Annotated in this window: 15 protein-coding genes; 10 read left to right on the forward strand and 5 right to left on the reverse strand. The window is 74.1% G+C overall.

Annotated elements, in window-relative coordinates:
• Positions 1 to 375: 375 nt before the first annotated feature.
• Positions 376 to 1,938 (forward strand): DUF3375 domain-containing protein, encoded by a 1,563-nt coding sequence (locus tag DEU31_RS03065; RefSeq protein ID WP_133675709.1) that lies wholly within the window; start codon positions 376 to 378, stop codon positions 1,936 to 1,938.
• Between the two features lie 19 nt (positions 1,939 to 1,957).
• Here the strand turns inward: DEU31_RS03065 and DEU31_RS03070 are convergent, their stop codons facing one another.
• The 3 genes from DEU31_RS03070 to DEU31_RS03080 all read right to left on the reverse strand — a co-directional run bounded on the left by DEU31_RS03070 (position 1,958) and on the right by DEU31_RS03080 (position 4,927).
• On the reverse strand, positions 1,958 to 2,326 hold the full coding sequence (locus DEU31_RS03070) for an MGMT family protein (protein WP_133675711.1): 369 nt from the start codon (positions 2,324 to 2,326) through the stop codon (positions 1,958 to 1,960).
• A 118-nt stretch (positions 2,327 to 2,444) separates the two neighbouring features.
• Positions 2,445 to 4,235, reverse strand: coding sequence for a hypothetical protein (locus tag DEU31_RS16695; protein ID WP_166649363.1), 1,791 nt, complete (start codon positions 4,233 to 4,235; stop codon positions 2,445 to 2,447).
• 248 nt (positions 4,236 to 4,483) lie between these two features.
• Positions 4,484 to 4,927 carry a hypothetical protein gene (locus tag DEU31_RS03080; protein ID WP_133675713.1) on the reverse strand — a complete coding sequence of 148 codons (444 nt, stop codon included), beginning with the start codon at positions 4,925 to 4,927 and terminating at the stop codon, positions 4,484 to 4,486.
• 172 nt (positions 4,928 to 5,099) lie between these two features.
• Between DEU31_RS03080 and DEU31_RS03085 the strand changes: the two genes are divergently transcribed.
• The 8 genes from DEU31_RS03085 to DEU31_RS03120 all read left to right on the forward strand — a co-directional run bounded on the left by DEU31_RS03085 (position 5,100) and on the right by DEU31_RS03120 (position 16,207).
• A complete protein-coding gene (locus DEU31_RS03085; RefSeq protein ID WP_133675715.1) occupies positions 5,100 to 5,804 on the forward strand; it encodes a DUF4194 domain-containing protein in 705 nt (234 codons plus the stop codon).
• Positions 5,805 to 5,986: 182 nt separating this feature from the next.
• The gene (locus DEU31_RS03090) at positions 5,987 to 7,045 is read left to right on the forward strand and encodes an ABC transporter substrate-binding protein (RefSeq protein ID WP_133675717.1); all 1,059 of its coding nucleotides are present in this window, start codon (positions 5,987 to 5,989) and stop codon (positions 7,043 to 7,045) included.
• Positions 7,046 to 7,048: 3 nt separating this feature from the next.
• Positions 7,049 to 8,047 carry an iron ABC transporter permease gene (locus tag DEU31_RS03095; RefSeq protein WP_010549505.1) on the forward strand — a complete coding sequence of 333 codons (999 nt, stop codon included), beginning with the start codon at positions 7,049 to 7,051 and terminating at the stop codon, positions 8,045 to 8,047.
• Entirely contained in the window at positions 8,044 to 9,060 is a 1,017-nt protein-coding gene (locus tag DEU31_RS03100) for an iron ABC transporter permease (RefSeq protein ID WP_010549506.1), read from the forward strand. Before DEU31_RS03095 ends, DEU31_RS03100 begins: the two co-directional genes overlap by 4 nt.
• Before the next feature lie 4 nt (positions 9,061 to 9,064).
• A complete protein-coding gene (locus DEU31_RS03105) occupies positions 9,065 to 11,014 on the forward strand; it encodes an SIP domain-containing protein (protein WP_133675719.1) in 1,950 nt (649 codons plus the stop codon).
• A gap of 41 nt (positions 11,015 to 11,055) precedes the next feature.
• Entirely contained in the window at positions 11,056 to 12,090 is a 1,035-nt protein-coding gene (locus tag DEU31_RS03110; RefSeq protein ID WP_010549508.1) for an alcohol dehydrogenase catalytic domain-containing protein, read from the forward strand.
• A gap of 54 nt (positions 12,091 to 12,144) precedes the next feature.
• On the forward strand, positions 12,145 to 15,558 hold the full coding sequence (locus DEU31_RS03115) for an ATP-binding protein (RefSeq protein WP_029360158.1): 3,414 nt from the start codon (positions 12,145 to 12,147) through the stop codon (positions 15,556 to 15,558).
• A gap of 139 nt (positions 15,559 to 15,697) precedes the next feature.
• The gene (locus DEU31_RS03120) at positions 15,698 to 16,207 is read left to right on the forward strand and encodes a hypothetical protein (RefSeq protein ID WP_010549510.1); all 510 of its coding nucleotides are present in this window, start codon (positions 15,698 to 15,700) and stop codon (positions 16,205 to 16,207) included.
• Here DEU31_RS03120 and DEU31_RS03125 read toward each other — a convergent pair.
• Positions 16,170 to 17,714 (reverse strand): phosphotransferase, encoded by a 1,545-nt coding sequence (locus DEU31_RS03125; protein ID WP_010549511.1) that lies wholly within the window; start codon positions 17,712 to 17,714, stop codon positions 16,170 to 16,172. The two genes, DEU31_RS03120 and DEU31_RS03125, sit on opposite strands and share 38 nt — an antisense overlap.
• 88 nt (positions 17,715 to 17,802) lie before the next feature.
• On the opposite strand from DEU31_RS03125, the gene DEU31_RS03130 reads away from it, so the two are divergent.
• On the forward strand, positions 17,803 to 19,770 hold the full coding sequence (locus tag DEU31_RS03130) for an Ig-like domain-containing protein (RefSeq protein WP_010549512.1): 1,968 nt from the start codon (positions 17,803 to 17,805) through the stop codon (positions 19,768 to 19,770).
• Between the two features lie 25 nt (positions 19,771 to 19,795).
• Here DEU31_RS03130 and DEU31_RS03135 read toward each other — a convergent pair whose 3' ends face one another.
• A complete protein-coding gene (locus DEU31_RS03135) occupies positions 19,796 to 20,413 on the reverse strand; it encodes a LytR C-terminal domain-containing protein (RefSeq protein WP_010549513.1) in 618 nt (205 codons plus the stop codon).
• Position 20,414: the final 1 nt, after the last annotated feature.

The following is a 20,414-nucleotide window of genomic DNA, read 5'->3' on the forward strand; positions in this document are numbered from 1 at the left end:
CGGTCACGAGACGGTGTCGTGAACGTTCACGAACGAGTGTAACCACGCCTTCGTCGGCCTGTGTGCGGAGCCTTGGGTCCGCACGACGCCGAGTGGGGTGTTTCGACCGGTATTCGTGCCGGATACCGGTCGAAACACGCCACTCGGCGGTGAGGGCCGATGGCCGGGGGCGGTCCGGGCCGGGCGGGGGACTGGGGCGGGGCAGGCGCGCGGCCCGTCACACGCTCCGAGAGCTGCATCAGGACCGTCACCGAGGCGGCCGGCTTGGTGATGGTCCTGATGCAGCACCGGGCGACGGCGCAGGGGAAGGCCCGGCATCGGCCGGAGTCGAGGCCCTGCATCGAGGCGGGGAGCGGACCGCTAGACTCGCTGACCGTGACCACGACCGAGCCGAACCGGTGGACGGACCGCCGCAGCGACGCCGTGTCCGCGCGCAAGGAGGCCTACGAGCAACTGCGCCGGGCCAGCACCTGGCGCCTGCTCGCCGCGACCAAGGCCCCGGCGGTGCTCGCGATCCTGCAGGCCACCTTCCCCGCCGGCGACCGTCGGCTGCCGCGCAGCGAGCTCATCGCCCGCGTGGGCGCGCACCTCTCGCTGCTGCACGACGACGAGGGCCCAGCCGACGGGACCTCCGCGGCGGACGGGGCCGCCTCGGCCGACGGCGCCGGGGACGAGACGCGCGGCGGTCGCAGCGCCGCCGAGTACGTCGACGGCTGGGTGCGCGAGGGCTACCTGACCCGTCGCGACGACCCCCAGCGCACCGAGACCACCTTCGAGCCGAGCCCCGCCACGATCGACGCGATCCAGTTCATCGCCTCGCTCGAGGAGCACCGGCCGACGACGACCCAGTCGCGCCTGCAGCTGGTCATCCAGCAGTTCGATCGCCTCGCCCAGGAGACGGAGACGGACCGCGACGTGCGGCTCGCCGACCTGCAGCGCCGCCGCGAGCGGATCGAGCAGGAGATCCGCGAGCTCTCCGAGGGCGAGCTGATGCTCCCGAGCGCCGAGGCCTCGGTGGATCGCCTGCGCGACATCCTGCAAATCGCCGCCGAGCTCTCCGGCGACTTCCTCCAGTACCGCGAGGACCTGCGCGCCGTGGACCTGCACCTGCGCGAGCAGATCCTCTCCCCGGAGGGGTCTCGCGGCGAGATCCTCGAGCAGCTGCTGGCCGGGGACGACCTGCTCGGGCAGTCGACCGTCGGCCGCACCTTCACGGCCTTCTTCCGCATGCTCAACGACCCTGCGCAGACCCGTGCCACGCAGGACCTCGTGGACCGTCTGCTCGAGCGGGACTTCTCCCGCTCCCTCTCCCGGGACGAGCGCGAGCGCCTCGCCAACGTGTTCAGCGACCTCTACGAGCCGGCGCAGGAGGTCCTGGACGTCAAGACGGAGCTGTACCGCTCGCTGGCCCGCTTCGTGCGCTCCCAGGACTTCCGCCAGCACCGGGTGCTGCTGGAGGCTCTCCAGGAGGCGCAGGGACTGGCGCTGGCGCAGAAGGACGAGGTGCCCACCCGCACCCCCTTCCCGCTCGAGCTCGACCTCTCGCGGGCCCAGATCTCCTCCGTCTCCCAGCACCGGCTGAAGGACCCCACCGATCCGGGCGCCCCCGCGGAGGCCGAGGTGCACGATGCGACCTCGCTCAGCGTCGAGGTGCTCCAGGACCTGGTGCGCACCAACGACATCGACCTCGTCGGCCTCACCTCCCACGTCAACGACGTGCGCGGCCGCTCCGGTCAGGCCTCGATCGGCGACATCCTGCGGGAGAAGCCGGCCGAGCAGGGGCTGGCGAGCGTGATCGGGCTGATGTTCCTGGCGACCAGCCACGCGCAGGAGCGCGAGGGATCCACCGAGATCGTCACCTGGCGGGAGCTGGACGGCAACGACTACGCCGCCCGCGTCCCCTCGTTCTACTTCCTGGACGACGTCCCGGTGGAGTGAGCCCGGCGGAGCGAAGGGCTCATGCGTCCTCCTCCTCGAGCTCCGCGAGCGCGGGTGCGGCGTCGGCCCGAAGCTGCTCGAGGTCCGCGCCGAAGTCCTTCATCCGGCAGCCGAGCCCGTTCGGCTTCACCACGATCCCCTCCTCCTGCCAGTGGGGAAGGGCACGGGCGAGCAGCGGATGGTCGCCGGAGGCGTTCGTGACGCGCCACCACGGCGTCGACGAGCCCCAGGCGCCCATGATCCGTCCCACCAGACGCGGGCCGACGCCGACGATCGCGCCCACCTCCCCGTAGGCGGCGACGCGTCCCGGCGGGATCGCCTCGACCACGCGCAGCACCCGCTCGACCGTGAGGTCATCCATGCGGGTGCGGGTCGTGCGCTCGGGCATGGCCGACAGTCTGGCACGCGGCTCCGGACAATCCGCGGCACCGGACCGAATGCGGGCCCGAACAGGGAGCGACCCCGGCGCCGAGGGGCGCCGGGGTCGCGTCCGCGGTCAGGAGGGGTCAGCGACGTGCGCCCCCGCCCTCGCCGTCGATGCCGTCCTCAGGGGCACCGAACTCCGGAGCCTTCGGCGGGAGATCGCCGTTCTGGTCCCGCAGCTGCTGCTCCTGGCGGAAGAAGGGATCGTCCTCGACCTCGCCCTGTCGCGACTCCTGGGTCTGGAAGCCGTCCTGGCGACCGTCGCGGCTGTCCAGGGGGCGGAACTCGTCCTGGTGGCGAGCACCGTCCTGCGGAACCGCCGGATCTGCCCCGGCCGGACGGAACTCCGGACCGTCCTGGGGCTGCGAGGCCTGTCGATCGGCGCCGAGCCGGTCCTGATCGACGCTGAGCCGATCCTGCTCCGTGCCGCGCCGGTCCGCGGAGCCGCCGGACCAGTCCTGCGCGACGGGAGGCTCCATGCCCGAGCGGTCCTCGGCGCGCGCCGGCTGATCGCCCACGCGGTCGTCGCGGATGCCGCGCTCGTCGCGCTCCGTCCCGGCCCAGCCGAGGTCGCCGGTCTCGTCCGTGGAGCGGACCGGGTCGTGGCGGTCCGCCTCGGAACGGGCGGCGTCGTCGCGATCGACGTCGTTGCGATCGGCTTCGCCGCGGTCGACGGCGGACCGGTCGACGTCGCTGCGGTCCACCGCCGACTGATCGATGTGCTGCGGGTCGGCCTGCTGCCGACCCGCGGAGTGATCGTTCAGGTCATTCCGGCGGTCCGCATCGTGCCGGGCCACGTCCTGCTGATCGATGTCGTGACGGTCGATCGACTCGTCGCGAGCCGGGCGCTGCTCGGCCCGGTGGGCCTCGCCCTCATAGCCGGCCCCGACAGGATGGTCGGTCGGGCGGGCCTCGCCAGCCCCGATGGGACGGTCGGCCTCACCGACCCCGCCGTCGCGAACGGCACCGTCCCGATCCAGGCCCTCGTGGGCGCGGTCATCGCGGGCCGGGTCGACAGGGGCGCGATCCTCAGGAGTCCGGTCCTCTCGGGCACCTCCCTCGCGGACGTCGCCCTCGGGGTTCCGGTCGTCGCGCGGCTCCTGCTCTGTGCGAGCGGCGCGACGGCCGTGAGGACGCTCGTGCGACGACGCGTCGTCGGCCACTGCGGAGCGATCCGTTGAAGCGCGATCCTCCGGCGAGCCGCCATGCGCGGCGGCCGCCCCGGCGGCGACGCCGGCCGTGCCTGCGACACCGGCCGCGGCTGCGGTCCCGGCCCCGCTGCGGGGCTCGTCCTCGCGCTGCACGGGTCGCTCATCGCCCCGGAAGGTGCGCTGGTCGTCGCGAGCGGAGCGATCGTCGGCGGCGCGGTCATCGACGCGTCGGCCGTCGGCCGCACGGTCGTCGGACATGCGCTCGCCAGCCGTGCGGTCGTGGCCGGCAGCGCCTGCGGCCGGCGCGGTGCGGTCCCCGTCGCGGGGCGTGGGGGAATCGGGGTCCAGGCGGTCCGCCTCGGCGCGCTGCTCCTCGAGGGCGCTGCGCTCCTGGTCGACCTCCTGGCGCTGCGTCTCGGCCTCGCTACGGCGACGCTCGGCGGCGAGCTGCTCCTGCTCGGCCGCGTTCGCCTTCCGCTCGGCCTCGAGACGGGCCTTGTCGGCCTCGATCTCGGACTCGCGGGCCTTCAGATCGCGGTCCTGGACGGCCTGCTCCTTCTGGGCGGCCTGCTCGCGGATCTCCGCGGCGCGGCGTCGATCCTCCTCCTGCTGTCGCTGCTTGCGACGCTTCGAGGCGTTCGCGCCCACGACGATCAGGACGATGACGACGATCAGGACCAGCAGGATGATCCCGACGATCACGGGGGTGGACAGGTCGGTCATGGTCGGCTCCTCACCGCTCGACTGCTCCACCGCCGGGCGGCGGAGCGCGCCCCGGACGGGGGTCCCGGCACAGGGCGATGCCCCGATTCCATCAGACCGAGCAGGATCCGGAGAGGTTTTCGACCAACCGATCAGGGTGCCGTGTCGCGCGCCGGACTGTCGCCGGGCGCGCCGTGAGCCTCCGTCGGGCACGTGGTGGGTGTCGCGGGGAGCGGCCGTCGACCCAAGCCGGAGACCGTGGGCGCGGCTCAGCGCCGGGGCTCGCCCTCCCCGTCCCGGGAGCTCTTCCTACTCTGCGCCGGAGCGAGCTCCTCCTCGGCGGTCCGGGCCGCGGAGCGCTCGCTGAGCAGCGGGCGCGAGGCGCGGCGGCCGTGGCGCTCCCGCCAGGGCCGGGGATCCTCGTCGACGGGGTCCTCGAGGTCGGGGTCCGCGTCGGCGGCTGCTGCGTCCGCCGGCTCCGTGTCGGTCGGCTCGGCGTCGGCCGGTTCCTCGGGGGCGTCGGCCGGCTCCTCCGCCGCAGCGGCCGACGTGCCGCTCGAGCGCTCGGTCGCCGCGCCCTCCTGCACCGCCTCGGTGCCGGCCGGGCCCCCGGCGCCTCGCCGTCCGCGCACCCCGAGGACGACGAGCACGATGAGCACCAGCAGGAGGAGCATCAGGATCGTCAGGACGGCGGGCACGGGCAGATCGGACATGACGGCTCCTCGTGGTCGTCGACGGGCTCCGGACGGCGGCTCTGGTCCGGGCCTGCCCTGATTCCATCAGATGAATGTCCGTTTTGGGTGGATTTTTCAACAGGTGGTCGGGATCGCGTCGTCATGACGGGATCCCCTCCCGCCGGGCGGTGCGCCGGTAGGCTGTCTCGCCGTGACCAGTCCTGCGCACCGCACCGCCCCCAACGACCTCGCGCCGACCGAGGAGGCGAGCCCCTCCGTGCCCGGCGGCGCGCTCGTGGACGAGTCCCGCCGCGTGCTCGTGCACCTGCTCCAGGGCCCCTTCCTCGACGGGCGCCGCGACGGCGGCCGCTACGCGCAGCTGCTGCGGGACCGGGGCGCGATCGAGGCCCGGCTCGCCGACCTCTTCCTCGAGCTGATCGTCGACGACGACGCCCAGGTCGCCTTCGTGCGCCAGAGCGAGGACGACCCCGACGCCCCGAAGCTCCTGCGCCGCCTGACCGGCATGAACCGGCTCGACTCCGTGCTGCTGCTCGTGCTGCGCCAGATGCTGCTGACCCAGTCCTCCCGAGGCCAGCGCACCGTCGTCTCCGAGGCGGAGATCCAGCAGGCGCTGGCCGCCTATCGCCGCACCACCTCCACCGACGAGGCCGGTTTCGCCAAGGAGGTCCGCGCCTCGATCGCGAAGGTCCAGCGCGCCGGACTGCTGGACGAGCAGGGCGACGACTACGAGGTCTCCCCGGTGCTGCGCCTGATGATCGGCCCCGACACCGCCCGCGAGTTCATCTCCCTGTACCGCCAGGCCGGGGTCGACGGGCTCGAGGACCCTCGAGACGCCGAGGGTCCGGAGGGCGTGGACGGCGAGGACGGCGAGGACGAGGCGGCGTCGACCGACTGATCCTCGGCGTGATCTGAGACGCATTCCCGTCGGGGTGCGGGGCTGTGACCGGCACGCTTGTCCTGAGGGTCCGTGTCGGAGGCCGCGACGACCCTCTCGACAATTGAGTGACACGATTGTTGCGTAATAAGGTCAGGCTCACCTCACCCCTGGACCGGGGGTGCCGAGAGAAGGATCGCCCCATGCCGAGCTCGTTCACGCGCCGCTCCGTCGTGCTCACCGCCCTCGCGCTGCCCGCACTCGCCGCCTGCAGCGGCGGCGACGTCGCCGGCACCGACGCCTCCGACGCGGGCGGCAGCTCCGGCGCCGCGGCCGACTCCTTCCCGGTGACCGTCGAGCACCTCTACGGCACCACCGAGATCGCCGCGGAGCCCACTCGCATCGCGACCGTCTCCTGGGTCAACGCCGACACCGCCCTCGCCCTGGACATCGTCCCCGTCGGCCTCCCGCTGGTCGAATGGGGCGGCAACGACAACCAGTCCACCGACTGGATCGATGCCAAGCTCGAGGAGCTCGGCGCCTCCTGGGGCAGCGAGAACGCCCCGACCACCTACTCCGAGGCCGACGGCGTCAACACCGACGAGATCGCCGCGCTGACCCCGGACCTGATCATCGCCGCCTACTCCGGCCTCACCGAGGAGGAGTACGCGACCCTCAGCAAGATCGCGCCGACCATCGGCCCGCTCGCCGCGAACTACACCGCCTCCTGGGAGGAGGTGCTGACCACCGTCGGCACCGCCACCGGCCGCAGCGACGCCGCCGCCGAGCTCGCCGAGCAGCTCACCGCCGACCTCGCCGCCGTCGGCGAGGAGAACCCGGCCGTGGCCGAGTCGACCTTCATCGCCGCGAGCCTGTCCACCACGGACCACACCATCTCGATCTACTCCGGCGACGACACCCGCCCGCGCTTCTTCACCGCGCTCGGCATGACCCAGGCCGAGGTCGTCACCGAGAACACCGCCGACGAGAACACCTTCTACTTCGACTGGTCCGCCGAGCGCGGCGACGAGCTCGTCTCGGACGTCCTGTACACCTGGGCCGCCGCCGGCGACACCGTCGAGACCTTCCAGGACGATCCGCTGTTCGCGCAGATCCCCGCGGTCGCCAGCGGCGCCCTCGTCCTCACCCCCGACGACCACCAGACCCTCTCGATCTCCGCGGCCAGCGTGCTGAGCCTGCCCTGGGCGCTCGAGAACGTGGTCCCCTCCGTGATCGAGGCCGCGCAGACGGCCCAGGCCTGAGCGGTGCCCGCCCGCCCCACCCTGCTCGCGACCGCCGGGGCCCTCGTGGCTCTGGCGGTCGCCTGCGTGCTCTCCCTGCTGGTGGGCGCCCGCACCGTCCCCCTCGACGCGGCCTGGCAGGCCGTGCTCGCCTTCGACCCGGGCAGCGCCGACCACGTGGTCCTCGCCAGCCGCCTGCAGCGCACCCTCGCCGGGCTCGCCGTCGGCGTGGCCCTGGCGCTCGCCGGTGCGGGGCTGCAGGGCATGACCCGCAACCCGCTGGCCGATCCCGGGATCCTCGGACTGAACTCCGGCGCGGCCGCGGCCGTGGCCACCGGCGTCTACCTCTTCTCCTTCTCGAGCGTCACCCAGTTCATGGCGGCGGGCTTCGTGGGCGCGGCCCTCGCCGCCGTGCTCGTCTACGCCCTGGCCGCCGCGAGCCGCACCGGCGCCACCCCGATCACCCTCGCGATCGCCGGCGCCGCCGTCACCGCGGGGCTCGGCTCCCTCGTCCACGCCCTCGTGATCCTCGACCAGGGGGCGCTGGACCGGATGCGGCTGTGGCAGGTGGGCACCCTCGGCGCCCGCGACCTCGGCGACCTCGCGGCCGTCGCGCCCGCCCTGCTGATCGGGGCCGTGATCGTCCTCGGCGCCTCCCGGTCCCTGAACGCCCTCGCCCTCGGCGACGACGCCGCCGCCGGGCTCGGCGTCCACGTGGGCCGCACCCGGGTCGTGCTCGGCGTCGGCATCGTGCTGCTGGTCGGGGCGGCGGTCTCCCTCGCCGGACCGGTCGGCTTCCTCGGCCTGGTGGTCCCGCACGCGGTGCGCCTGCTCGTCGGCTCGGACCACCGCCGCCTGCTGCCGCTCTCGCTGCTGCTCGGCCCCGTGGTGCTGCTGCTGGCCGATGTGGTCGGCCGCGTCATCGCCCCGCCCGCCGAGGTGCAGGTCGGCGTGATGACCGCGCTGCTCGGCGTGCCCGTCTTCCTCGTGCTGATCCGGACCCGGAAGCGGGTGGCCCTGTGACCTCGCGCCGCCTCCTCCTCCCGCTGCTGCTGGTCCTGGCCGTGGCGGGGCTCGTCACCGCCCGGGTGCTGCTGGGCACCCCCTTCGTCTACGCCGACCTCGCCGTGCGGGCCGTGCTCGGCGAGCAGATCCCCGGCGTCTCCTTCATCGTCATGGACGACCGCCTGCCCGCTGCGGTCGTCGGCGCGCTCGCCGGGGCGGCGCTGGGCCTGTCCGGCACCGTCTTCCAGACCCTGCTGCGCAACCCCCTGGCCAGCCCCGACGTGATCGGCGTGACCCTCGGCTCCGCCGCCGCTGCGGTGCTGGCGATGGCCGTGCTGGACGCCCAGGGCATGGCGCTGTTCTGGTGGACGCTGCTGGGCGGCCTCGGCACCGCGCTGCTGGTGCTGTGGGTGGCGCGGGCGCACCGACCCGGCGGTCCGGGGGCCGGCGGCGCCGGGGCCGTCGACGACCGCTTCGTGCTGGTGGGCCTCGGGGTCGCCGCCGGCTTCACGGCGGTGATCCAGTACCTGCTCAGCCGGATGGAGTCCCAGCAGGCGGGGGATGCGATGCACTGGCTGGTCGGCTCCGTCGCCGGCGCCACCTGGCCGCGCGCCGCCGTGCTGGCCGGCTCTCTGGTGGTGCTCGTGCCGCTTCTCGCCGGGCTGGTGGGCCGGCTGCGGATCCTGCAGCTCGGGGACGAGACCGCCACCAGCCTCGGACTGCCCGTGCCCGCCACCCGCATCGCGCTGGTGATCGTGGGGGTGCTGCTGAGCTCCTTCACCGTCGCGGTCGCCGGACCGCTCGCCTTCGTCGCCTTCCTCGCGGGGCCCCTCGCGCGGATGATCGCCGGCCGGCCCAGCTTCCTCCTCGCGGCGCTGCTCGGCGCCGTGCTCGTGCTCGCGGCCGACGTCGCGGGCCAGAACCTCTTCGGCCGGCACGAGATGCCGGCCGGCGTCATCACCGGAGCGCTCGGGGCGCCGTTCCTGCTGTGGATGCTCGTGCGCTCGAAGACCTCCGGAAGTGGAAGGTGATCCCGTGGCCCAGCTGACCGCCCGGAACCTGCAGCTCGCCTACGAGCGACGCGTCGTCGTCGATGACCTCGACCTGACCCTCCCCGAGGGGAAGGTGACGATGATCGTCGGCGCGAACGGCTCGGGGAAGTCGACTCTGCTGCGGGGCCTGTCGCGCCTGCTGCCGCCCCGTCAGGGGTCGGTGCTGCTGGACGGCGCCGACATCCACTCCCTGCGCGGCAAGGAGCTCGCCCGCCGGCTCGGCCTGCTGCCGCAGTCCCCGCTCGCGCCCGACGGGGTGACCGTGCGCGAGCTGGTCACCCGCGGCCGCTACCCGCACCAGGGCCTGTTCCCGCAGTGGAGCGACGAGGACGAGCAGGCGGTCGCCGAGGCGCTGGCCCTCACCCGCACCGACGAGCTCGAGGGCCGTCTGCTCGACGAGCTCTCCGGAGGGCAGCGCCAGCGGGTGTGGATCGCCATGGCGCTCGCACAGCGCACCGAGGTGCTGCTGCTGGACGAGCCGACCACCTATCTCGACGTCACCCACCAGCTCGAGGTGCTCGACGTGGTCAGCGAGCTGAACTGCACCCGCGGCACCACCGTCGCGATCGTGCTGCACGACCTCCAGCTCGCCGCCCGCTACGCCGACCATCTCGTCGCCGTGCACCGCGGCGCCGTCCACTGCCAGGGCGCCCCGGCCGATGTGATCACCTCGGCCATGGTCAAGGAGGTCTTCGCCCTCAACGCCCTGATCGCCCCCGACCCGGTCACCGGCACCCCGATGGTGCTGCCGCTGGGCCGGGAGACCGCCCCCGACGCCGTCGCCTCCCGGGGCGCGGACGGCACCGACCCCGAATCCGCACGCCAGGCCGACGCCGGGACCGCCCCCGGCACGGCCGACGAGTCCGAGGAGGACCCCATGTCCGTCGCCACCGACCAGCACCGCACCGCCGCCCGCGCCTCGGAGGAGCCCGTGCTGGTCCCCGCGCTCGAGGGGAGCCCGCAGCTCGCCTTCACCCTCACGGTCGGCGCCCGCACCATGGTGGGCGAGAACCTCGTGCGCCTGACCCTGACCAGCCCCGAGCTGCGCCATCTCGGCGTGGGCGGGCCGCTGTTGGACCTGCGCATCAAGCTGATCATCCCGGGCCCCGAGGCGAGCGTGGACCATTTCGCCGCGCTGCGCCCCGACGCCGTCTCCGATCCCGACGCCTTCGCGGGCTGGTACCGCGACTGGCTGCAGGTCGACACCGCCGAGCGCGGCTGGATGCGCACCTACTCGATCCGCGAGATGCGCGGCGCGGGCCATCCCGGGAACCTGGGGGAGGACCCCGAGCTGGATATCGACATGGTCCTGCACCTCGAGGAGCCCGTCGTCCCCGGCTCCGGGGTCGCGGCGCGCTGGGCGGCCGCCGCCGAGGTGGGCGACACGATCACGATGCTCGGCCCGAACCGCCGCCTCGTCGGCCCCGACTACGGCGGGATCGAGTTCCGTCCCGGCACCGCCCGGCGCCTGCTGCTGGCCGGGGACGAGACGGCCCTGCCCGCGATCTGCGCGATCCTCGAGACGCTCCCCGCCGGCTTCACCGGCCACGCCTTCATCGAGGTGCCCGACGCCCGGGACGAGCAGCGCGTCCTCTCCCGCTCCGACGTGGAGCTGACCTGGCTCGCCCGCGGCGACGCCCCGCACGGCACGCTCCTGGACCCCGCGGTGCGGCGCCTCCTGGACGAGCGGCCGGAGCTGTGCCAGGACTGCTCCGTCGGCGTGCCCGCCGAGCCGGGCGAGTTCGAGGAGGTCGACATCGACCACACGATCCTGTGGGAGACCACCGAGGGGCACGGCCCCTTCTACGCCTGGCTCGCCGGGGAGGCCGGGGTGATCACCACCCTGCGCCGCCACCTGGTCAAGGAGCTCGGCGTGGACCGCAAGCAGGTGAGCTTCATGGGCTACTGGCGCAAGGGGCGTGCCGAAGGGTGAGCACGAAGGCGACCCACCCGCGGGGCTGACAGACTCCTCCCATGCGTGCCGTCGTCATCGAGCAGTTCGGTCTCCGTCCTGAGGTCCGCGACCTCCCCGCCCCGTCGGCCCCGCCGGGCGGCGTGGTGCTGGACGTGGAGGCGACGGGGCTGTGCCGCTCGGACCATCACGCCTTCGCCGGTCATGACGACTCGGTGACGCTCCCGCGCGTGCCCGGGCACGAGATGGTCGGCCGCGTCGCGGCGCTCGGGGAGGGCGTCCGGGCGGTGCGGGTCGGGGACCGGGTGACCACCCCCTTCGTCGAGGGCTGCGGGCGCTGCCGCTGGTGCCGCCAGGGCGCCGCCCAGATCTGCCCGGACCAGACCCAGCCCGGCTTCACCCACGACGGCTCCTGGGCGGAGCAGGTCGTGATCCGCGCCGCCGACCACAACCTCGTCCCCGTCGGCGAGGAGCTGCCCGCCGAGGCCGTCGTGACCCTCGGCTGCCGCTTCGCGACCGCCTACCGGGCGCTGACCGCCCGCGCCGGGCTCCGCGCCGGGGAGTCCGTCGCCGTGATCGGCTGCGGTGGGGTGGGGCTCTCGGCGATCATGATCGCCGCCTCGCTCGGCGCCCGGCCGATCGCCGTCGACATCGATCCCGGAGCCCTGGCCCTCGCCCGCGAGCACGGCGCGGCGGTGGCCGTGGACTCCCGCGGCCTGGATCCGGCGGCGACGGCGGCGGCGATCGTCGAGGCGGCGGGGGAGCGGCCGACGGCGAGCGTCGAGGCGCTCGGCCGCGAGGCGACGACGGACGCGGCGCTGCTCGCCCTCGCGCCGCTCGGACGTCATGTGCAGATCGGGCTGTACGCGGAGCCGCCGCGACTCGCGATCCCTCGCGTGATCTCCCAGGAGCTCGCCGTGCTGGGCAGCCACGGCATGGCCGCCGCGGACTATCCGGGGCTGCTCGCCCTGGTGCGCGAGGGCTCGCTGCGACCGCAGGACCTCGTCACCCGCACCCTCGACCTCGAGCAGGCCTGCGACGCGCTCGTCGAGCTCGGGGAGCGCACCCCTGCCGGGGTGGGGATCATCCGGCCGTGAGCGGGGCTACCCCGGGCAGCCCCGCACCGCGATCGGACTCGGTACCCTGACGGGGTGCCTACCACGACTGACGCCGCGAACACCCGGGGAGAGGACGTCCTCGACCTCCCCGGCATGGCCGGGCCGGACGCCCCCGCCGAGCCGGCGGTGACCGACCCCGGTCACCCGCACCCGGGGCAGTGGCGGCTCACCCATGTGCAGATCTCCAACTGGGGCACCTTCCACGGCACCCATGACCTGGAGATCTCCTCCAAGGGCTTCTTCCTCACCGGCGGACCCGGCACCGGCAAGTCCACGTTGCTGGACGCGATCAGCGCCCTGCTCACCCCGCCGCGCACGCTCCAGTTCAACGCCGCCGCCTCCGACGCCGGCCCCCAGCGCTCGAAGTACCGCCGCACCGTCGCCAGCTACGTCCGCGGCGCCTGGGCGATGCACTACGACCAGGCCACCGGCGAGTTCAGCCAGGAGGTGCTGCGCGAGAAGACGACCCTGTCGGTGCTCACCCTGCGCTACGGCAACGGCCGCGGCGGCACGGTCCAGCTCTCCCGTCTGCTGCTCCTGCACGCCGGCCACTCCGCGGACTCCGACGTGAAGTCCCTCTACGTCATCGCCCGGAAACCCCTGGACGTCACCGACCTGCGCCAGTTCGTCTCCACCCAGATCGAGGGCAAGGCGCTCGAGGCCGCCCACCCCGGCACCCAGACCTTCCGCCAGTTCCGCGAGTACCGGGCCGCTTTCTGCCAGCTGCTCGGCATCCCCGACGAGAAGGCGCTCGGGCTGCTGCACAAGATCCAGTCCGCCAAGGAGCTCGGCGACGTCAACGCGCTGCTGCGCGACTACATGCTCGACGAGCCGCGCACCTTCGAGCTCGCCGACCAGGCGCTGGCGAACTTCCACAACCTCTCCGAGGTGTACGAGGCCCTGGTGACCGCGCGCGAGCAGCGGGACCTGCTGCGCACCCTGCGCACCACCCACGAGGACTGGTCCGCGATGCGCGAGCGCGGCGGCGAGCTGGTGGACCGCCGCGCCGACATCGACGTCTTCGCCGCCCAGCACCTGGTGCGGCTGCTGGGGGAGGAGACCGGCCGGCTCCAGCTGGAGCGGGACTCCCTCACCGCCCAGCAGCGCCGCCTCACCCAGGACGTGTCCGAGGCCCGCTCCGACCTCGCCCAGCTCAAGGAGCAGCGCCGCCGCGCCGGCGGCGGGGAGATCGACGACTGGAAGCAGCAGATCGCCGGGCTCGAGGTGGAGCGGGAGCGCCGGCGCGAGCGGGCCGCCGAGTTCGCCTCGCAGCTGGCGACCGTGGAGCTGCGCACCCCGGCGGGGGAGGACATGTTCCTCGGCCTGCAGCGCGAGGTCGCGCAGCTGCGCGAGTCCCTCGAGGAGGAGGAGCGGGGCGCCGACGCCGCCCGCTGGGAGGCGGAGGCGACCGTGCGCGAGCTCGGCGCGACACTCCAGCGCACCCGCGAGGAGCTCGCCTCCCTCACCTCCCGCGCCTCGAACCTCCACTCCGAGGACGTGGCCCTGCGCGACCACATCGCCGCCGAGGTGGGCATCGCCCCGACCGAGCTGCCCTTCGCCGCCGAGCTGCTGCAGGTGCGCGACGGCGAGGAGGAATGGACCGCCGCCGCGGAGCAGGCGCTGCGGGGACTGGCCCGCTCGATCCTCGTCCCGGACCGGGCGTACCGCCAGGTCGCGCAGGTCATCGACCGCACGAAGCTGCGCCGTCGGATCTCCTACAACCGCGTGAACACCGATCTGCGCCGCCCCGCGAAGAACATCGACGAGCGCTCGCTCGCGGCGAAGCTCGACGTCAAGGACGGCGAGTTCCACGTCTGGCTCTCCCACGAGATCGCCGCCCGCATGGACTACACCTGCGCCGAGAACCTCGAGGAGTTCACCCGGCTGAACCGGGCCGTGCTCCGCTCCGGCCAGATCAAGCACTCCGCCACCCGGCACGAGAAGAGCGCGGACCGGCAGATCAACGACCGCTCCCAGTGGGTGCTCGGCTTCGACAACCGCGCCAAGCGCGCCGTGTTCGAGCAGGAGCGCACCCGCGCCGAGCAGGCGCTGTTCGAGGCGCAGGCCCGCCGCAAGGACGTCGAGGTCGAGCGGGAGCGGCGCCGTGAGCGGCTCTACGCTCTTCAGGCGATCAGTGCGGTCACCTGGGACGACATCGACGCCGCCTCGGTCGCGCGGCGCGTGGCGAACCTGCGCGACATGGTCCGTGCCGCGGAGGACGGCTCCGCCGCCCTCACCGAGCTCGCCCGACAGATCGACGACGTCGAGGCCTCGATCGCCGCGAGCGACGAGGAGCTGCTCGAGGTGGTGCGCGCGGCCGGGAAGACCTCCGAGCAGGCCGAGCGGGCCGAGGAGCGCCTCGCCCAGGCGAAGGAGCGCATCGCCGAGACGAGCCTGGACCCCGAGGTCGAGGAGGAGCTCGCCGCGCGCTTCGCCGCGATCGCCCCGACGCTCGTGCTGTCCACCATCGACCGCGTCACCAAGGACGCCTCCGCCACCCTGGACGCGGAGCTGATGGACCTCACCAAGCGCACCTCCCGCGCCGAGGAGGACATGCGCACCGCCATGCGCGAGTTCTCCCGCCGCTGGCCCGCGCAGGCCGGGGACACCGCCCCCACCCTCGAGGGGATCGAGGACTATCTCGCGATCCTCCAGCGGATCGAGGAGGAGAAGCTGCCCGAGGTCGAGGACCGCTTCTTCGAGTTCTTCACCGGCAACACCCTCGGGGACGTGCAGGCGCTGGCCACCGCGATCGCGCGCGAGCCCGCCGAGATCCGCAAGCGCCTCCAGCGCATCAACGCGCTGCTGGCCCAGGTCGAGTTCCACTCCGGCCGCTTCCTGCAGCTGTCCATGCGGCCCGTGCACCTCGCAGCCCTGGACGAGTTCAGGAAGGCGCTCGAGGAGGCCGTGGCGGACACGGCGCTGAACGACATCTCCCGCGACCGGGAGCTGGCCGAGGAGCGCTTCCTGTCCCTGCGCCACCTGATGGACCTCATCGGCGCCGCCCGCACCCGCGACGACCAGGTCTCCCGCGTCATCCTCGACGTGCGCCGGCACGTGCACTTCCACGCCGAGGAGGTCGACGCCGAGGGCACCGTGGTCCACGCCCACGAGTCCGGCGGCCCCCTCTCCGGCGGCCAGAACGAGCGCCTGGCCACCTTCTGCCTCGCCGCGGCGCTGCGCTACCAGCTCGCCGGCACCGGGCAGGAGGTGCCCCGATACGCGCCGATCATCATCGACGAGGCGTTCTCCAAGGGCGCGGGCAAGTTCATCACCGCCGCGATGGAGTCCTTCCGCCACTTCGGCTTCCAGGTCATCCTCGCCAACCCCGGCAAGAACCCGCAGGCGCTCGCCCCGTTCATCGGCGGCGTCGGCGTGGTCTCGATCCGACAGGACCGCTACTCCTCGGTCTCCCCGGTCGAGTTCGTGCCGGTCGAGGAGGGCTGAGCCCGGCGCTCGCCGGCCGATGGGGAGTTCTCCCCATCGCAGGGCTCCCCGAGGGGCCGATACCCTGGTCGCCACCCGCGCGGACGGGTGACGGAGCAGGACGTCGCCGCGGGCGGCGCGACGGGAGAGGCGGTCGAGGATGTCAGCGCTCCCCCGAGGGACCGAGGACGAGATCCAGGGCCAGGACGCCACCCATGCGCGGATCCGCTCCCTGCTGGAGGACGTGACCGCCGTGCTCCTCGAGCAGCAGCCCGGGCTGATCGCCTTCCGCGACCACCGCCCCGAGCGCGACCGCTCCTCGGGCGGCTCCTGGCACGGGCTGCAGACGCTCTGCCACGTCAGCGCCCTCCTCGCGGCCGACGGGACGCCCGATCCCGATCAGGCGGCGAGCGCGAGGCTGCTCGAGGCGGTCGAGCGCCGCGCCGCGGCCCACGGCCTCACCCGCCGCTCCGCCGAGGAGGCGAACGGGATCCTCGATGCGACCTGGGGCGGGGCCGACGGCGATCTGCTCGAGGTGATCGTCGGCGTCCGCGTCGCGGTGCGGGCCATCAGCGCCCCGTTCCTGCCGGGCTCCCTCACGCCGATCACCACCACCAGCCCGGTCTCGGCGCTCAGCCCGCCGACCCCGCCCCCGCGCCTCGTGCGCTGATCCGCTCGAGCGCGCCGAGCGGGATCGGCAGCCAGTCGGGGCGCTGACGGGACTCGTACAGCGCCTCGTACACCGCCTTGTCGGCCTCGAAGGCGGCGAGCACCGCGGGTGCGGGCGTCCCGGCCTCCGCCGCCCAGCCCTCGAGGAAGGCGGCGCGGGCGTCGGCCGCCCAGGAGCCCGCGTCGACCCCGTGCTCGAGGGCGACGGCGCCGGCGACGTAGTCGAGGCTGCGCAGCATCCCGGCGACGTCCCGCAGCGGGGAGTCGGGCAGGGCGCGCTCGGCGAGCGGCCGCAGCGGCTCGCCCTCGAAGTCCAGCAGCACCCAGCCGCGCTCGGGCGAGGCGAGGACCTGTCCGAGGTGCAGGTCCCCGTGGATGCGCTGCATCGCGGGCCACGTCTGGCCCGCGGCCGTGTCCAGCAGGGCGGCGAGACGCTCCCGGTGCGCGGCGACCTGCTCCACCTCCGCGGCGACCTGTGCGAGACGCCTGTGCATCTGCGCGAGCACGGCCCGGACCGTGCCCTCGTCGGCCGCGACCGTGCCGAGCGCGGCGGCGAGATCGCGGTGCACCTCGGCGAGGGTCGTGCCGAGCGCCCGGGCGGGGGCGGTGAAGTCCTCGCCGGCGCGCGCGAGCCGCAGCGCGACCCGCCAGGCGTCCTCGACCTGCGGCAGGAACTCCTGGGCGACGAGGGCGTGGGTGCGCATCGCGCCGGTGCGCACGGTCGCGGCGCCGACGACGGCGGGCACGTGGGCGGAGCCCTGCGCGGTGAGCGCGCCCTGCAGCGCCGCATCGGGGTTCTCCCCGTCCTGCAGCACCCGGAACAGCTTCACGATCAGCGGGGAGGTGCCCTCCGTCTCGATGATCAGGGAGGTGTTGGACTGCTCCCCGGCCAGCACTCGGCTGCGCATCGCTCGGCCCAGCGGCAACGGGGAGCCGGGGCGGGTGCGGTGGGAGGCCAGGGACAGCCCGGGGCCGGCGGCGCCGTCGCCGGAGACGAGGGTCGCGACCAGGGCGGCGCGCCCGTCGGCGTCCCGCGTCGCGTCGTCCACCCGCAGCGGACCGCCGGAGACCGCGAGCACCCCGATCTCGGCGCCCTCCTCGGGGGCGGGGGCGCCCTCGGGGCGGCGCAGCACCAGCGGGACCTGATAGAGGGCGTCCGGCTCCCGGGGCCCGGTCGGCCCGGGGTGGGCGCCGGGAGCCGTGCCCGGGGCGACGGGCGCACCGTCGGGCCCGTTGCCCACCGAGCCGTCGGCTGCACCGCCGGCCGCGAGGCGGTCCCCGTCGCCGAGATGCACCGCGGCCACGAGCAGGACCGTCGCATGATCCGGGGCGATCCGAAGGGGTGCCCACCCGGCGACCTCCACCTGCGGTGTGCCGGCGCCCTTGTGCGCGTACCAGCGCTGGTTCGGCATCCAGGCGGCGAGCTGCGCGGCGGCGAGATCGAGCACCTCCCCGAGCGGCGGCAGGAGGGTCATGTCGAGCAGGGCGGTGGAGCGCGCATCGGCCATGGGGTCACTCTACGGTCGAGGGGTCCGGGAGGGAGGGGCAGGGCCGCCTCCCCAGGGCCCGCGCCGCGGCCGTTGCTAGGCTGGGCCGGTGCTCGACCCCCCGCCCCGTCCCCCGCGCGCGCGTGGGCCACGGCCGCTGACCCGCGCGGCGGCGCTCCTGGCCTCCGCCGCGCTCGCGGTCTCGCTCGCGCCCGCCGCGTCGGCGCTCGGGGAGGACGGCCCCTTCGAGTTCCCCGCCCAGACGCAGACCCTCTCGGTGATCCCCGGGCCCGGGACGGTCACGCGGATCCCGCTGCGCGCGCTGGTCACCGACGATGTCGAGGACCAGGTCGACCTGCACTCCGCACGCCTCGCCGTGCCCGAGGATCTCGACGACTCGGTCCGCTCGACGATGGAGCTGGGGGAGGACTCGCTCAGCATCGCGGTCGCCGGGGAGGGGACCTGGACGCTGCTGGGCCAGGAGCTGGTGTTCACCCCGCTGCTCGGGGTGCAGGGTCCCAGCACCCCGATCGCCCTGACCATCGGGAGCCTCCACGACAGCCGTTCCCTGCCCGTGGTGCTGACGCCCGAGCTGCTCGAGCTCGAGCAGCTCGACGCGCACGGCTCCGCAGGGGAGGCCACGACGGTGGGGCTGCCCGGCGACCTGCCCGAGGACGGGGCCGTGCGGCTCGATCTCGCGGACCTCCCGGCCGGCTCGACCGTCGGCCTCGACGGCAGCCGTGCGACCGTCCCCGACCAGGGCACCTGGCAGCTCTCGAGCGATCGTCGCAGCCTCACCCACACCCCCGCGGGCTCCGACCTCGGCCGTCAGCTCAACCCGGTCCTCTACGTGGTCGAGGACGAGGAGGGCGCCGTCGTGCGGGCCGGGAAGGTCACGCTCACCATCCCGATCATCTCCGATCTCGACCGCTCCGCGCCCTTCGGCGAGGACATCGTGTTCGTGGTGGGGGAGGGGCAGCAGAACGTTGACCCGACCACGCTGCGCCTGGAGCCCCTCGGCGACCAGGAGGCTTACGAGGCCTCCGCCGACGGCACCCGCGTGACCGAGCGTGACGTGGGCGTGTGGACGCTGGACCGCGCCACGGCCACGGTCCGCTTCGCCCCGGAGAGCGACGACGTGCGCGTGGTCGCGCCGATGGGCATCACCGGCGGGGACGGCGAGGGCGCGACGGCCGCGACCGCGCTGCTGAGCACCGCCTATCCCGTGCTCTTCTCCCGCCAGCAGGCGGCCCTGCCCGGCACGGAGATCGTCTTCGACCTCAGCACCGGCATCCGCGACGTGCGCTCGGACTCGCTGCGCTTCGACGCCGCCGAGACCCCCGAGGGGGCCGAGGTCTCGGCCGACGGGACGGCGCTGACGGTCCCCGACCAGGGCACCTGGCGGATCGACCTCGAGTCCCGCACCGTCACCCTGACCCCGCAGGAGGGCTTCGAGGGCACGGCCGATCCGGTGGCGATCACCGCCCGTGGCGTCTACGCCGACAACCCCGTGAGCGCCTCGCTCACGGCGATCTACTCGCCGATCGTCGCGACCCTGCGTGACGACGAGGCGCGCACCGCACCGGGAAGCCCGGTCTCCGTGGACGTGCTCGGCAACGACACCGCCGGCAGCGGCTCGCAGCCCCTCGAGCCGGCCACGGTGGAGATCAGCGCCCTGGAGGCGACCAACCTCGCCGACCTCCGCGACGGGCGCGGCAAGCGCCTCGTGATCCCGGGGGAGGGGGAGTTCACCGTCAGCGGCAACGGCGCGGTGACTTTCACCCCGGAGGAGGGCTTCTCGGGGCGCACCTCCACGATCACCTACCACGTGGTCGACAGCACCGGCATCCCGGCGAGGGCGAGCCTCGCGGTCGACGTCGACCCGGGCCTGGCCGACGCCGGCGACTCGGGCCCCGAGGTGTCCGGCATCAACAGCGTGCTGGCCGGGCTGATGCCCTCCTCGCCCAGCACCGCGCTGGTCTTCGGCACGATCGTGATGCTGCTGCTCTTCGGCGGTGCGATCTCGCTGTGGACCGGGACGCGGAGCGAGGTCGATCGTCGGGACTGGGAGGACTGACCCGGGGGTCGCTCGTGGGACGGGCTCAGCAGCCCTCGGGAGCGGCGACGGGCGCCTCCAGCGCATCTGCGGCCGCGGGCGCTGGCGCGAGCACCGTGAAGCCGTCGCCGAGCAGCAGATCCACGGCGGTGCCCTCCTTCGACTTGTCGAGCTTCAGCACGGGCTCGAAGTCGGCCGTGGCGAGCTGTGCGCGCACGGACTGGGCCGCGAGATAGCCGGCCGGCCCGTGGACGATCGTGGCGGGGCCGCTCGCGCTGCGTGTGTTGCCCGGCTCGCCGGTCTCGTAGCCGCGCCCTGCGAGCTCGTGCGCGACCTCGCCGGCGAGTCCGCTGCGGGTGGTCCCGTTCAGCACGGTGACCGTCACCTCCGCGGGCGGCAACGGCACGGCGCCCTCGTCGGGGCACTCCACGGCGACCGGGTCCGGCCCGAACTCCTTCGGTGCGATCATCCCGGGCTCCTCGACCGGTTCGCGCAGCTCGCCCACCGCGTACACGCCCACGGCGATCAGCGCCACGGCGAGCACCGAGAAGAACGCGAGCTGCGTCGCACGGAGCCGGCGCGTGCGACGCAGCCGCGTGTCACGACGGCGCACGTCGTCGGCCGAGCGGCCGTAGGGGTGCGCGTCGCGGTGGGAGGTGGGCATC

The sequence above is a fragment of the Brachybacterium sp. AG952 genome, assembly GCF_004362645.1.
Classification (GTDB): domain Bacteria; phylum Actinomycetota; class Actinomycetes; order Actinomycetales; family Dermabacteraceae; genus Brachybacterium; species Brachybacterium conglomeratum.